This window comes from Kitasatospora sp. NPDC059599, from assembly GCF_042735125.1.
Lineage (GTDB): Bacteria > Actinomycetota > Actinomycetes > Streptomycetales > Streptomycetaceae > Kitasatospora.
On record NZ_JBHWCL010000119.1, the window covers coordinates 1 to 12,803 of the forward strand.

Here is a 12,803-nt window from a genome sequence, read left to right on the forward strand (position 1 = left end):
CGCTGCGAGCCGCCGATGCCGGGGATGACGCCGAGCTTGATCTCCGGCTGCCCGAACTTCGCGGTGTCCGCCGCCAGCAGGACGTCGCACATCATAGCCAGCTCGCAGCCGCCACCCAGCGCATAGCCGGCGACGGCGGCGACGACGGGCTTGCGCAGGGCGGCGAAGCGGTCCCAGGCGGCGAACCAGTCGCCGAGGTAGGCGTCGACGAAGTCGAGGGACTGCATCTCCTTGATGTCGGCGCCGGCCGCGAAGGCCTTCTCCGAACCGGTGACCACCAGGCAGCCGATATCCGGGTCCCGGTCGAACTCCGTTGCTGCGGCGACGACTTCGTTCATCAGGAGGGTGTTCAGCGCGTTCAGTGCCTTCGGGCGGTCGAGCGTGATCAGCCCGACCCGTCCCCGGCGCTCGACCAGGATCGTCTCGTACGTCATGCGGTGTCCTTCCTGAGGGTGGTGATGATGGCCGAGAAGTCCAGACCGCCGGCCCCGTCCTGGGCGAAGGCGGCGAACAACTCGGATGCCCGTCGGCCCAGCTCCGCCGGAACGGCGGAGGCGGCGGCCGCGTCGGCGGCGAGCCCGAGATCCTTGGCCATCAGCGCGGCGGCGAACCCGGCCGCGTAATCGCGGTTGGCCGGGCTGGTCGGGACCGGGCCGGGCACCGGACAGTTGCCGGTCAATGCCCAGCACTGGCCGGAAGCGGTGGAGGCCACGTCGTAGAGCACCTGGTGGCTGAGACCGAGGCTCTCCCCCAGGACGAAGGCCTCGCTGACCGCGATCATGGAGACGCCGAGGATCATGTTGTTGCAGATCTTGGCGGCCTGCCCGGCTCCGGACGCCCCGCAGTGGACCACCCGGCGGCCCATGGCCGCGAGCACCGGTTCGACCTCGGCGAAGTCGACGTCCTCGGCACCGACCATGAAGGTCAGGCTTGCCGCTTCGGCCCCCGCCACACCGCCGGAGACCGGGGCATCGACGGCCCGGTGCCCGGCGACCCGGGCGAGGTCGGCGGCCACCCGGGCGTCCCCGACCGCGATGGTGGAGCAGTCGATGAACAGCGCACCGGATGCCGCCTCGGTCAACTCACCGTAGGAGTCGAGGACATGGCGTCCGGTCGGCAGCATGGTGAGCACCACGTCGGCATCGCCGGCCGCTTCGGCGGCGGAGACCGCGATCATCACTCCCTGCGCTGCGGCTTGCTCCCGGGCCGGGGCCGCGAGGTCGTAACCGGTCACCCGGTGCCCGGCCCTGACCAGGTTGGCGGCCATCGGGCCGCCCATGGTGCCCAGTCCGATGAATCCGACGGTGAGGGTCACCAGCGCTCCAGGGGTGTGGTGGTGGCGAGGCCGAGCTCCCCCGCGCCGCGCGGCGCGAAGTAGCGGGCCACGGCGGCGGGTTCGACGGCGCCCAGGGTGGCCGGGCTCCACTGTGGCGAACGGTCCTTGTCGATCACCTGGGCCCGGATCCCCTCGGCGAGGTCCGCTGTGGAGAGCGCCGCGCAGGAGGTGCGGTACTCCTGGTCCAGGACGGCCTCCAGCGGGCCGAGGGCGCGGGCCCGGCGCAGCGCCGTCAGCGTCGCCTTCACCGCGGTCGGGGAGTTGGCGGTGATCCGGTCGGCGGCCTTCTTCGCCTCGGGTTCGCCGCTGGCGCGCAGCCGGTCCAGGATCTCCTCGACCGTACCGGCCGCGTAGCAGGCGTCGATCCACCCGCGTTGGTCGGCCAGCGAACCGGTCGGCGCGGGCTCGACGTGCCGTTCGAGGGCGTCGTGGACGGGCAGTTCGGCGAGGTCGTCCAGCAGCGCGGGCACCCGCTCGGCGGGCAGGAAGTGGTCGGCGAGGCCGCACAGCAACGCGTCGCCGGCGCCCACGGAGCCCGCGGTGAGGGCGAGGTGGGTGCCCAGCTCGCCCGGCGCGAGGGCGAGCAGGTAGGTGCCGCCCACGTCCGGGACGAAGCCGATGCCGGCCTCGGGCATGGCGACACGCGTGCTCTCGGTGACGATCCGGACGTTCCCGTGGGCGGAGACGCCGACGCCGCCGCCCATCACGATGCCGCTCATGAGCGCGACGTAGGGTTTGGGGTAGCGGGCGATCCGGGCGTTGAGGCGGTACTCGTCGCGCCAGAACTCCTCGACGGCGCCCGGGTCGCCGCCGGTGGCGGCGCGGTGGATGGCGACGATGTCGCCGCCCGCGCAGAAGGCCCGGTCGCCGGCGCCGGTGACGACCACGGTGTCGACCCGGTCGTCGTCCTCCCAGGTGTCCAGGGCGTCGGAGATCGTCCGCACCATGCCGTGGGTGAGGGCGTTCAGGGCAGCCGGCCGGTTGAGGACGATCAGTCCGGCCCGGCCCTCCCGCTGGAGGATGACCTCGTCGAGGTCGGTGCCGGCCATCACGCGGCTCCGGTCAGGCCGCGGGCGACGATGACGCGCATGATCTCGTTGGTCCCTTCCAGGATCTGGTGCACCCGCAGGTCGCGGACGATCTTCTCGATGCCGTAGTCGGCCAGGTAGCCGTAACCGCCGTGCAGCTGGAGGGCCTGGTTGGCCACCTCGAAGCCGGTGTCGGTGGCGTAGCGCTTGGCCATCGCGCACAGCTGCGGCGCCCGGGGGTCGCCCCGGTCCAGCGCGCCGGCGGCCCGCCACAGCAGTGCCCGGGCGGCCTCCAACTCCGTTGCCATGTCGGCGAGTCGGAACTGCAGGGCCTGGGCGTGCAGCAGCCGGGTGCCGAACGCCTCGCGGTCCGCGAGGTAGCCGGTGGCCCGCTCCAGCGCGTCCTGCGCGCCGCCGAGGGAGCAGGCGGCGATGCCGAGGCGGCCGCCGTTGAGCCCGGTCATGGCGATCCGGAAGCCCTCGCCCTCGCCGCCGAGCAGGCGGTCGGCGGGCAGCCGGACCCCGTCCAGCAGCACCTGGCGGGTCGGCTGGGCGTTCCAGCCCATCTTCCGCTCGTTCGGCCCGAAGGAGACCCCGGGGTCGTCCCGTTCGACGACGAACGCGGACACCCCGCCGGGCCCCGGCCCTCCGGTACGGGCCATCACCAGGTAGACCTCGGCGACCCCGGCCCCGGAGATGAACTGCTTGACGCCGTCCAGCACCCAGTGGTCGCCGTCGCGCACGGCCCGGGTGGTGATCGCGGCCGCGTCGGAGCCGGCACCGGGTTCGGTCAGGCAGTAGCTGGCTGGGGTCCCCATCGAGCAGAGACCCGTCAGCCACCGGCCGCGCTGGACGTCGTCGCCGTAGCGGTCGACCATCCAGGCGACCATGTTGTGGATCGACAGGTAGGCGGCGATCGACGGGCAGCCGGTCGCCAGCGCCTCGAACACGAGCACGCCGTCGGCGCGGGTGAGTCCGGAGCCGCCGGACTCCTCCCGGACGTACACGCCGGCCAGGCCCAGGTCGGCGGCCTTGCGCAGCACGTCCAGCGGGAAGTGCTTGGCCTGGTCCCACTCGACCGCGTTCGGCGCCAGGTGCTCCCGGGCGAAGGCCCGGGTGGTCTCGGCGACGGCGCGCTGGTCCTCGGTGAGGTCGTTCATCGCGCTCATCCCATCGTCGGCATCGTGAAACTCGCGCCCTCCTTGACCCCGGAGGGCCAGCGCGAGGTGACGGTGCGGGTGCGGGTGTAGAAGCGGATCGCGTCCGGGCCGTGCTGGTTGAGGTCGCCGAAGCCGGAGCGCTTCCAGCCGCCGAAGGTGTGGTACGCGATCGGCACCGGGATCGGCACGTTGACCCCGACCATGCCGGTGTTCACCCGGCGGGCGAAGTCCCGGGCGGTGTCGCCGTCCCGGGTGTAGATGGCCACGCCGTTGCCGTACTCGTGCTCGCTGGGCAGCCGCAGCGCCTCCTCGTAGTCCGCGGCACGCACCACGGTCAGCACCGGGCCGAAGATCTCCTCCCGGTAGATCCGCATGTCCGGCGTCACCCGGTCGAACAGCGAGGCACCGAGGAAGTAGCCGTCCTCGTGGCCCTCCAGGCGGAAGTCCCGTCCGTCCACGACGAGTTCGGCGCCCTCCCCGACCCCGAGGTCCAGGTAGCCACGGACCCGCTCCAGCGCGTCGGCGCCGACCAGCGGGCCGAAGTCCGCCGCCGGGTCGTCCGAGCGGCCGACCCTGAGCGCGGCGATCCGCTCGACCAGCTTCGCCACCAGGGCGTCCGCGGTCTCCTCCCCCACCGGGACGGCCACCGAGATCGCCATGCAGCGCTCGCCGGCCGAGCCGTACCCGGCGCCGACCAGCGCGTCGGCGGCCTGGTCGAGGTCGGCGTCCGGCATCACGATCATGTGGTTCTTGGCGCCGCCGAAGCACTGCGCCCGTTTGCCGTGCGCGGCGGCCGTCGCGTACACGTACTGGGCGATCGGCGTGGAACCGACGAAGCCGACGGCCTGCACCCGTGGATCCTCCAGCAGGGTGTCCACGGCCTCCTTGCCACCGTTGACCACGTTGAGCACGCCCGGCGGCAGCCCGGCCTCCAGGAACAGTTCGGCGAGGCGCAGCGGCACCGACGGGTCCCGCTCGGAGGGCTTGAGGACGAAGGCGTTGCCGCAGGCCAGCGCGGGCGCCGCCTTCCACAGCGGGATCATCGCCGGGAAGTTGAACGGCGTGATGCCGGCGACCACGCCGAGCGGCTGGCGCATCGAGTACACGTCGATGCCGGTGCCGGCGTTGTCGCTGAACTCGCCCTTCAGCAGGTGCGGGATCCCGGCGGCGAACTCCACCACCTCCAGACCGCGTTGGAGGTCACCGTGGGCGTCGGCCACCGTCTTGCCGTGCTCGGCGGAGAGCAGCCGGGCCAGCTCCTCCTTCTCCCGCTCGACGAGCTGCAGGAAGCGCAGCAGCACCCGCGCCCGCCGCTGCGGGTTCCAGGCCGCCCACGCGGGCTGGGCCTGCGCGGCGTCGGCGATCACCGCCTCGACCTCGGCGCGGTCGGCCAACGGCACCCGGGCCTGCACCCGGCCGGTGTTGGGGTCGTACACGTCGCCGTACCGCCCGGACGAGCCGGGTGTGCGCTTGCCGGCGACGAAGTGCGTCAGTTCACGGACCATCGGTTCCTTCTCTCGACATGGGTGGGGAGAGGAGGAATGGAGGGGGCACCGCCGACACCGGCGACCGCGCGCACGGTTGTGCGCCGGCACGGTGTACGGCAGTTGACGGACCGTCAGAAGCGGGGCGCCCTGACGGTCGGCAGCACGGCAGCGGCACGGGAGCCTCGTCGGCACCCGTACGGATCAGCAGCCCGAGTCATGCGTGTCGTCTCCATCCTCGTGGAAAACACGAACCACCCGCGGCCGGTATCCTGACTCCCGGATCCACGCCCGCCCCCGGGCCTTCCCGGCTGGCTGCCAGTGGCCGTCTACCTGCGAGGACGAACTCCCCGGTCACAGTGGCGGGACCGTGCCGGACTCACACCGGCTTCCCTGACACCGCGGACCTGCCCTCGACCATATAGTTGGACGTCCTAGTAAGTCCAGAGCCCCGGCCGCGCGCCGCGCCCGCCCACCTGCCCGGCCGCCCGGCCGCCCGGCCGCCCGCGCCCAGCCGCGCGGGAGACGCCACCTCCGCCGTCACCCGGCCGGACCGAACCGTCTCGAAACGCCGACGGCAGTGGCTCCCCGATCGCCCGACCGCGTGAACCGATCCGGACCGAAGGCTTGTCTTCCGCCCCCGTTCGGTCCCCGTCCGGGTGCCCGGGGCCGGTGTCCGCCGGAAGGTGAGCGCGTGGGGCGGAGCGGACACGGCGACAGAAACACGGAGACATGAGACTCATGAGGTTCGATCGCGGCAGGCGCCCACGCTCCTGGCGAGCGCGAGCAGGCCGAACCCTGGCCGTCCTCGGCCTGGTACTGACGGGAACGGGCATGGGCTTCCACCCGGCGCCGGCCTCCGCCCTTGTCACGGCGGACTTCCGCAGCACCTCGGTGGTCCTGACCAACAACAGCGACCTCCCGCTGATCCTGACCGACCACTACCTCCAGCACGGGTGCTGGGAGACCGAGCCACCGGCCCGGATCGAGCCGGGCAAGGTGGCGCTCTGGAAGTCGGTGTCCTGCGGGGCCGGAACGGGCACCGAGGGCTCGGCCTTCTACCGGATCGACAACGACAAGGGCCCCAACCTGCGCCTGCACTGGGACAACGCAGCCGTCGGCGGGCAGAGCTACGACGAGACGGTCCCGAACGGCTACGCGCTCTCCCGCGACGGCGGGGACGGCGACCACACCACCGTCAACTACGCCTTCGACTGCAACTCACGGATGTGCGACGGCATCCCCGACGACTGGAAGCTCCACGGCGTCGACATCGATCCGGGGGACGGCAGCCCGATGAAGCACATCGACCTGCCAGGCATGGGCGCCGACGTGAACCGGCCCGACATCTTCGTCCACCTCGACTGGATGGCGGACGACACTCCCGGCAACGTCCACAGCCACCAGCTGTCCGCCCAGGCGATCAAGAGGGTGGTCGACGCCTTCGCCAACGCGCCCTACCAGCGTCGAGGAGCCCCCGGACCGGGCATCAACCTGCACGTCGACGCCGGCCCGGACAGCATCCTCGACTTCTCCACCGGCCGGACCTGGGGAGCCCTGAGCCGGGCACGGCAGGTCGCCGAGGTCGACAACCTCGGCACGTTCAAAGGCGATTGCCCGAATCCGAGCAACCCGGACCCGGACAATGACGCGTGCAACTACGTGTGGGACGACTTCTACAAGATCAAGACGGCCTCCGGTGGCTTCGTCAGTGCCGGCCGTTCGCCGGTGTTCCACTACGCGCTCTCCGCTCACCTGCTCGCCCCCGGCAGCAGTTGGAACGGTTACGCTCCCCGCGGCGCCAGCGATTTCGTCCTCGCACTCGGCAACCAGCCGCACCACGTCGGCACCGAGGACGATCAAGCCGGCATCCTCATGCACGAACTCGGCCACAATCTGAGCCTGGATCACGGCGGAGGGGACGCCGTCAACTTCAAACCGCAGTACTTCAGCGTGATGAACTACTCGTACGGGTCGGGGATGACGAGCGGGCCCACCACGTACATCGACTACTCGCGGGTGGCGACCGGCCTCGACGAGAACCGGCTGGACGAGAACACCGTTCCTCCCACCGGAACCGTGCCCTACGGCATCCGTCGTTACTGCGCAGCGGTCAAGAAGTACGTCACCACCTCGACCAGCCTCAACTGGGTCGACTGGAACTGCGACGGCAACGTCGACCAGGTGCCCGTCCCCGCCGACATCGACGGCGACGGCGCGATGACCTCGCTCGCCGGATACGACGACTGGGCGCATCTGAAGCTGACCGGCGGAGCGATCGGCCATCCCGGCATGCCGCCGCTCCCGGAGCCGGAGGCGGTCCGCGAATTCGACGACAACGTGGCCCGGCTGATGCAACCGCCGGACACCACTGCCCCGGTCACCACCGCCACCGCCGATCCGCCCCCGAACGACGCCGGGTGGAACAACACCGACGTCACCGTCACCCTCGGCGCGACCGACGACATCAGCGGCACGGCCAGGACCGAGTACGACATCGACGGGAACGGCTGGACGGGTTATGCGGGCCCGATCCTCCTCAACACCCCGGGCAGCCACGTCCTGTCGTACCGCTCCATCGACCGGGCACAGAACATCGAGGACACCAAGACCCTTCCGGTCCGCATCGACCGGACACCACCGATCACCACGGCCACCATCAGCCCGAACCCCAACCCGGCCGGCTGGATCAACGCGGACGGCACCGTCACCCTCACCGCCACCGACGACCTCAGCGCAGTGGCGGGCATCACCTACAGCACGACGGGCGCCCAGGCGACGCCACTCACCACCGTCCCCGGCGACACCGTCAACCTGAAGATCGACCAGGAAGGCGAAACCGTCCTCACCTTCCACGCCACCGACCACGCCGGTAACGCCGAGACGGACAAGACCCTCACCGTCAGGCTCGACAGGACCCCACCCGTCTCCACGTTCACCACCGCGCCCGAGGCGATCTTCGTCGCCGTCCCCGCCGGCGGACCCCACGACGACCAGTACATCACCGGCACCGCCACCGACACCGGCTCGGGCGTCGACCACGTCGACCTCACCTTCACCTCACAGGTCCCCGGACCGACACTGGTCCAGCGGGCGGACCTCACCTGCACCGACACCGCGCACCACGACTGCACCTGGCGAGTGCGGCCGCCCTCCGGCCTCGGCATCTACCGCGCGACCTCCACCGCCACCGACACCGCGGGAAACGCCGAAACCCCGGGACCCGGGATCCACGTCATCGTCGTCCGCACGAATCCGTGAACCAGGACGGCTGCACCGCCTCGCGGGCCCATCGGTGTGAACTGAACGGATGACCTCGCCGCGGCGGTGGCCGGAAGCGGTGGGTCGGCCGGGAAGTACGGGGGAACGTGTCACGGCGGGAACGGACCGGTGTCATGATGTCCCGGCCATGTCTGCCCCGAGAACCGACACCACGTCCGCGCCCGTGCCCGTGCGGGCCGCCGCGCTCGACCTTCGCGTCGTGCGGGCCCTGCCCTTCGCGACGGTCTGCGTCGTGCTGGCCGCCGCCGGGCACGGGGTCGCGTCGGGTGGTGCGGTGCCGGCGGGGGCCTTGCTGCTCGGTTGGGCGCTCGTCGGTGCCGTGGCCGTGTTCGCGGCGCGGCGGGAGCGCTCGCTGCGGGCGATCGTCGGCGGGCTGGTCGCGGGCCAGGGCGGTCTGCACCTGCTCTTCCACGCCGCGCGGTGCGGGCGGCGGACGCCGACGGCTGCCGGGCCGGTCGGCCCGTCGCCGGTCTCGTCGATGGCGGGGATGCACGGCATGCCGAACATGGCGGGCATGCCGAAGGGCATGGCGGGCATGGCGGGCACGCCCAGGGCGCTGGTGGCGGCCGGTGGGCGGCCCGGTCTGCCGGCCGCGCACGTCGCGGCGGGAGGCGGCACCGCCCCGCACGCCGTCGTCGCTGCCGCGCACGTCTCCTTCTGGAGCCACTCCGCGATCCTCGGGCTGAGTCCCGCGATGCTCCTGGCGCACCTGGCGGCGACCGTCGCCGCGGGGTGGTGGCTGTGGCGGGGCGAGGTGGCCGTCTGGCGGCTGGTCCGGCTGACCGCCCGGACCGTCTCCGCGACGGTCCACGCCCGTACGGCGTCGCTGCGCGGGGCGCTGGCCCTGTTCGCGGTGCTGCGCGCAGGGGCGGGCGGCGGATCGCGGGCCGCCGCAACGCGTTTCGTGCCCGCCGACGGCCGGTGGTGGCTGCCGCGGTGGACGCCGCTGCGGCACGTGGTGATCAGGCGCGGTCCGCCGGCGGTGCCGGCCGTCTGACCGGTGCGGGAACGCCGCGCCCGGTCGCGGCCGTCCGCCGTCCTGATCGCCTCCGCGTGTTCCGCCTCCACGGGCAGCGGCGCCGGGTCCGCCCGCGTGCCCCGCCGCCCGTGTGCACGGCGTGCGCGCACCCCGGAACCGGAGAAAACCCACAGTCATGAGCCTGTCCCCGAAGAAGCGTCTCGCCGCCGCCTGCGCCCTGGGCGCCGCGGTCGTACTCGGCGCGGCCGCGCCGGCGTCCGCGCACGTCATCGTGCAGCCGTCCAGCGTGCCGAAGGACGCGACCGACCAGACCTTCGCGTTCCGCGTACCGAACGAGGACGACAAGAACAGCACGGTGAAGGTCGAGATCGACTTCCCGACCGACCACCCGATCCCGTCCGTCAAGGTCGCGCCGCTGCCGGGCTGGACCGACGCGATCCAGACCACGAAGCTGGCCACCCCGATCCACACCGACGACGGCGACATCACCGACGCCGTCTCCCAGGTCGTGTGGACCGGCGGCCAGATCACCCCCGGCCACTTCCAGGACTTCACCGTCGACCTCGGCGCGCTGCCCGACGGCACGGACAAGGTCGTGTTCAAGGCCCTGCAGACCTACGGCGACGGCACGGTGGCGCGCTGGATCGAGGAGCCGCAGGCCGGTCAGCCCGAACCGAAGAACCCGGCGCCGGTGCTCAAGCTGACCGCGCCCGCGGGCAGCTCCGATGCCGGCGCCCCGGCTCCGGCGGGCACCAAGGACACCGCGAACACCACGAGCACCGCGAAGGCGGACGGCAGCGACTCCACCGCCCGGGCGCTCGGCATCGCGGGCATCGTGGTCGGCGTCGTCGGCGCGGCGGTGGGCGCCGTGCTCGGCCGCCGTGGCCGTGGCACCGGTACGGGCGCCTCGGCGTAGCAGGTCCGGGGGTGGGGGGGGGGGCGGCGCCCCCGCCCCCCCCCCCCCCCCCCCCCAAAGCGTAAAGACCCCCCCCCCCCCCCGAAACAAAACACCCCCCCCCCCGCCCCCGCCCCCGCGGCGCGCCCCCCCCCGCCCCGCGCGCGGGGCCCGGTGGCGCCCCGCCCCCCCCACCCACCCCCGTCGCCCGCGACTTTCCGTTATCGCCGCCCGCCGCCCGGATCTCCTGAACAGCGCGGCCCGACCGGCGGGCCGAGAGGAGAACGGGCGAGGATGAACACCGGCAGCGAGCACGAGAAGTCGGCGTCCGCCGAGCAGGGGGCTCCCCCCGCGACCAAGCGCTGGGCGGGGCACCGCATCCTCTACGCCTGTTCGCTGGTCCTGGCGGTCGCTTCGATCGCCCTGCTCGCCCTGCCCGCGCGCGGGTCGTCACCGCACGCGGACCATGCCGGCCCGCCCGGCACGGCGCACGGCACGGAGCACGGCGTGACGGCGACGGCGCCCGGTGCGGCATCCTCCGGGATGCCGGGAATGGCAGGGATGCCCGGCATGGCCGGCATGCCAGCCGACGCGACCGGAGAGGGCCTCGCCACCGAACGCGACGGCTACCGCCTCGACTCCACGACCGGCACCCTGCCCGCCGTCCAGGCCGTCACCTACCCGTTCACCATCACCGGCCCGGACGGCCGCCCGGTCACCGACTTCGCCGAAGTCCAGACCAAGCAGCTGCACTTCTACGCGATCCGCTCCGACCTCACCGGGTACCAGCACCTGCACCCCACGATGGCCGCCGACGGCACCTGGACCGCCGGCCTCACCGCCCTCGAACCGGGCGACTGGCGCCTGTACGCCGCGTTCACACCGAACACCGGTCCCGGAAAGGGCCGGGAAACGGTCCTCAGCCGCACCGTGACCGTGCCCGGCCGGGCCGATGCCCAGCCGCTGCCCGCCCCGGCCGGCACCACCAGCGTCGACGGCTACACCGTCGCCGTCCAGGGGCAGCTCACCACCGGGACGCCCGCCCCGCTCACCGTCACCATCAGCAAGGACGGCCTGCCGGTGACCGACCTCCAGCCGTACCTCGACAGCTACGCCCACCTCAGCATCGTCCACGAGGGCGACCGGGCGCTGGCCCACCTCCACCCCTTCACCCCCGTCCAGGGCGACCACGGCGGGCCGACCCTGACCTTCTACGCCCTGCTCGGCGAAGCCGGGCACTGGCGGGCGTTCCTGCAGTTCCAGACCGACGGCACGGTCCACACGGCGGCGCTCACCGTCGACGTGGCCTGACGGGCCGGGGCGTTCGGGGCCGGGTCACGTCCGGAAGAGCGCGACCTTGAGCGCCCCGACACCGGCCGCGTCGGCGAAGACCGCGTAGGCGTCCTGCATCTCGCTCAGCCCGAAGCGGTGCGTGACCAGTCCGCCGACGTCCAGCCTGCCGACGGCGAGCAGGTCGAGCAGCAACGGGGTGCTGTCGGTGTCGACCAGGCCGGTGGTGACGGTGACGTCGCGGATCCACAGGTCCTCCAGGTGGAGTACCGCGGGCCTGCCGTGGACGCCCACGTTGGCCACCCGGCCGCCGGGGCGCACCAGTCGGGTGCAGAGTTCGAAGGATTCGGGGACGCCGACCGCCTCGATCGCGACGTCGACCCCGAGGCCGTCCCGGCTGAGCGCCCGGACGGCCTCCGGGGCGGCGTCGGCCACGGTGAGCGTGGTGTCGGCGCCGAGGCGCGCGGCGGCGTCGAGGCGGCTCCGCGCGAGGTCGATCACGATGACGCGGGAGGGGCTGAAGAGCCGGGCGGTGAGGATCGCGGCGAGGCCGATCGGCCCGGCGCCGACGATCGCGACGGTGTCGCCCGGCCCGACCCGGCCGTTGCGGACGCCGACCTCGAAGGCGGTGGGCAGGATGTCGGCGAACAGCAGGGCGTCCTCGTCCCGGACGGCGTCGGGCAGCTGGTGCAGCGAGGTGTCCGCGAAGGGGGTGCGGACGTACTCGGCCTGGCAGCCGTCGACGAGGTGGCCGAGGATCCAGCCGCCACCGCCGGTGCACTGGCCGTAGCTCGCAGCGCGGCAGTAGGCGCAGCGGCCGCACGCGGAGATGCAGGAGACGAGGACGCGGTCGCCGGCCGCGACGGCGCGCACGCCCGGTCCGGTATCGGTGACGGTGCCGACGGCCTCGTGGCCGAGGACGCGGCCGGCGGCGACCTCGGGGACGTCGCCCTTGAGGATGTGCAGGTCGGTGCCGCAGATGGTGACCGCGTCCACCCGGACGACGGCGTCCTCGGGGTCGCGGACGACCGGGTCGGGGACGTCGCCCCAGGCGCGGCGGCCGGGTCCGTGGTAGATGAGCGCTTTCATGCCGCGGTCGCTCCTCTCGGCGGGCGGGCGGACGGCGGGGCCGGGGCGGTCCCGCTCACACCACCGGTGTTCTCCAGCCTTGTCCGCGGCCGCGCCCGTCACCAGGGGCCCGGTGGGGTGCTCCCGGCGGGCCGTTCGGCCCCCTTCGCTCCCGGCTGCCGGGGGAGATCACGCCTAGTCTGGTCGCAGTGGGCCATCGGGGGCGAGCCAGGGAGGACGCCTTGGGCAGCGCGTCGGAGACCAGCACATCGGAGCCGGGC

The 12,803-nt window shown here is 73.0% G+C and carries 10 protein-coding genes and 1 riboswitch; of the genes, 4 read left to right on the forward strand and 6 right to left on the reverse strand.

Annotated features, from left to right (window positions below; genetic code table 11):
• The 5 genes from ACFV04_RS31795 to ACFV04_RS31815 all read right to left on the reverse strand — a co-directional run.
• The coding region (locus tag ACFV04_RS31795) for an enoyl-CoA hydratase-related protein (protein WP_380534245.1) at positions 1-434 on the reverse strand (434 nt) is incomplete at its 3' end.
• Positions 431-1,315, reverse strand: coding sequence for a 3-hydroxyisobutyrate dehydrogenase (gene mmsB, locus ACFV04_RS31800; RefSeq protein WP_380534247.1), 885 nt, complete (start codon positions 1,313-1,315; stop codon positions 431-433). The genes ACFV04_RS31795 and mmsB, both read right to left, overlap by 4 nt.
• Positions 1,312-2,385, reverse strand: coding sequence for an enoyl-CoA hydratase/isomerase family protein (locus ACFV04_RS31805; RefSeq protein WP_380534249.1), 1,074 nt, complete (start codon positions 2,383-2,385; stop codon positions 1,312-1,314). Before ACFV04_RS31805 ends, mmsB begins: the two co-directional genes overlap by 4 nt.
• Positions 2,385-3,533, reverse strand: coding sequence for an acyl-CoA dehydrogenase family protein (locus ACFV04_RS31810; protein ID WP_380534251.1), 1,149 nt, complete (start codon positions 3,531-3,533; stop codon positions 2,385-2,387). The genes ACFV04_RS31805 and ACFV04_RS31810 overlap by 1 nt, the downstream gene beginning before the upstream one ends.
• Positions 3,530-5,029 carry a CoA-acylating methylmalonate-semialdehyde dehydrogenase gene (locus ACFV04_RS31815; protein WP_380534253.1) on the reverse strand — a complete coding sequence of 500 codons (1,500 nt, stop codon included), beginning with the start codon at positions 5,027-5,029 and terminating at the stop codon, positions 3,530-3,532. Before ACFV04_RS31815 ends, ACFV04_RS31810 begins: the two co-directional genes overlap by 4 nt.
• Positions 5,030-5,252: 223 nt before the next feature.
• Positions 5,253-5,445, reverse strand: a riboswitch (cobalamin riboswitch).
• A 397-nt stretch (positions 5,446-5,842) separates the two neighbouring features.
• On the opposite strand from ACFV04_RS31815, the gene ACFV04_RS31820 reads away from it, so the two are divergent.
• The 4 genes from ACFV04_RS31820 to ACFV04_RS31835 all read left to right on the forward strand — a co-directional run bounded on the left by ACFV04_RS31820 (position 5,843) and on the right by ACFV04_RS31835 (position 11,475).
• Entirely contained in the window at positions 5,843-8,269 is a 2,427-nt protein-coding gene (locus ACFV04_RS31820; RefSeq protein WP_380534255.1) for an OmpL47-type beta-barrel domain-containing protein, read from the forward strand.
• A 148-nt stretch (positions 8,270-8,417) separates the two neighbouring features.
• Positions 8,418-9,287 (forward strand): hypothetical protein, encoded by an 870-nt coding sequence (locus ACFV04_RS31825; RefSeq protein WP_380534257.1) that lies wholly within the window; start codon positions 8,418-8,420, stop codon positions 9,285-9,287.
• A 157-nt stretch (positions 9,288-9,444) separates the two neighbouring features.
• A complete protein-coding gene (locus tag ACFV04_RS31830; RefSeq protein ID WP_380534259.1) occupies positions 9,445-10,185 on the forward strand; it encodes a YcnI family protein in 741 nt (246 codons plus the stop codon).
• A 273-nt stretch (positions 10,186-10,458) separates the two neighbouring features.
• Positions 10,459-11,475 carry a hypothetical protein gene (locus ACFV04_RS31835; protein WP_380534261.1) on the forward strand — a complete coding sequence of 339 codons (1,017 nt, stop codon included), beginning with the start codon at positions 10,459-10,461 and terminating at the stop codon, positions 11,473-11,475.
• A 24-nt stretch (positions 11,476-11,499) separates the two neighbouring features.
• On the opposite strand, the gene ACFV04_RS31840 is transcribed toward ACFV04_RS31835, so the two are convergent.
• Positions 11,500-12,543: an alcohol dehydrogenase catalytic domain-containing protein gene (locus ACFV04_RS31840; RefSeq protein ID WP_380334750.1), complete on the reverse strand. Its 1,044-nt coding sequence runs from the start codon at positions 12,541-12,543 to the stop codon at positions 11,500-11,502.
• Positions 12,544-12,803: the final 260 nt, after the last annotated feature.

What these genes read in the sequence shown, in the direction of transcription:
- ACFV04_RS31805 (WP_380534249.1), bottom strand. Translation starts at nt 2,385, where the DNA reads ATGGCCGGCACCGACCTCGACGAGGTCATCCTCCAGCGGGAGGGCCGG.
- ACFV04_RS31810 (WP_380534251.1), bottom strand. Translation starts at nt 3,533, where the DNA reads ATGAGCGCGATGAACGACCTCACCGAGGACCAGCGCGCCGTCGCCGAG.
- ACFV04_RS31815 (WP_380534253.1), bottom strand. Translation starts at nt 5,029, where the DNA reads ATGGTCCGTGAACTGACGCACTTCGTCGCCGGCAAGCGCACACCCGGC.
- ACFV04_RS31820 (WP_380534255.1), top strand. Translation starts at nt 5,843, where the DNA reads ATGGGCTTCCACCCGGCGCCGGCCTCCGCCCTTGTCACGGCGGACTTC.
- ACFV04_RS31825 (WP_380534257.1), top strand. Translation starts at nt 8,418, where the DNA reads ATGTCTGCCCCGAGAACCGACACCACGTCCGCGCCCGTGCCCGTGCGG.
- ACFV04_RS31830 (WP_380534259.1), top strand. Translation starts at nt 9,445, where the DNA reads ATGAGCCTGTCCCCGAAGAAGCGTCTCGCCGCCGCCTGCGCCCTGGGC.
- ACFV04_RS31835 (WP_380534261.1), top strand. Translation starts at nt 10,459, where the DNA reads ATGAACACCGGCAGCGAGCACGAGAAGTCGGCGTCCGCCGAGCAGGGG.
- ACFV04_RS31840 (WP_380334750.1), bottom strand. Translation starts at nt 12,543, where the DNA reads ATGAAAGCGCTCATCTACCACGGACCCGGCCGCCGCGCCTGGGGCGAC.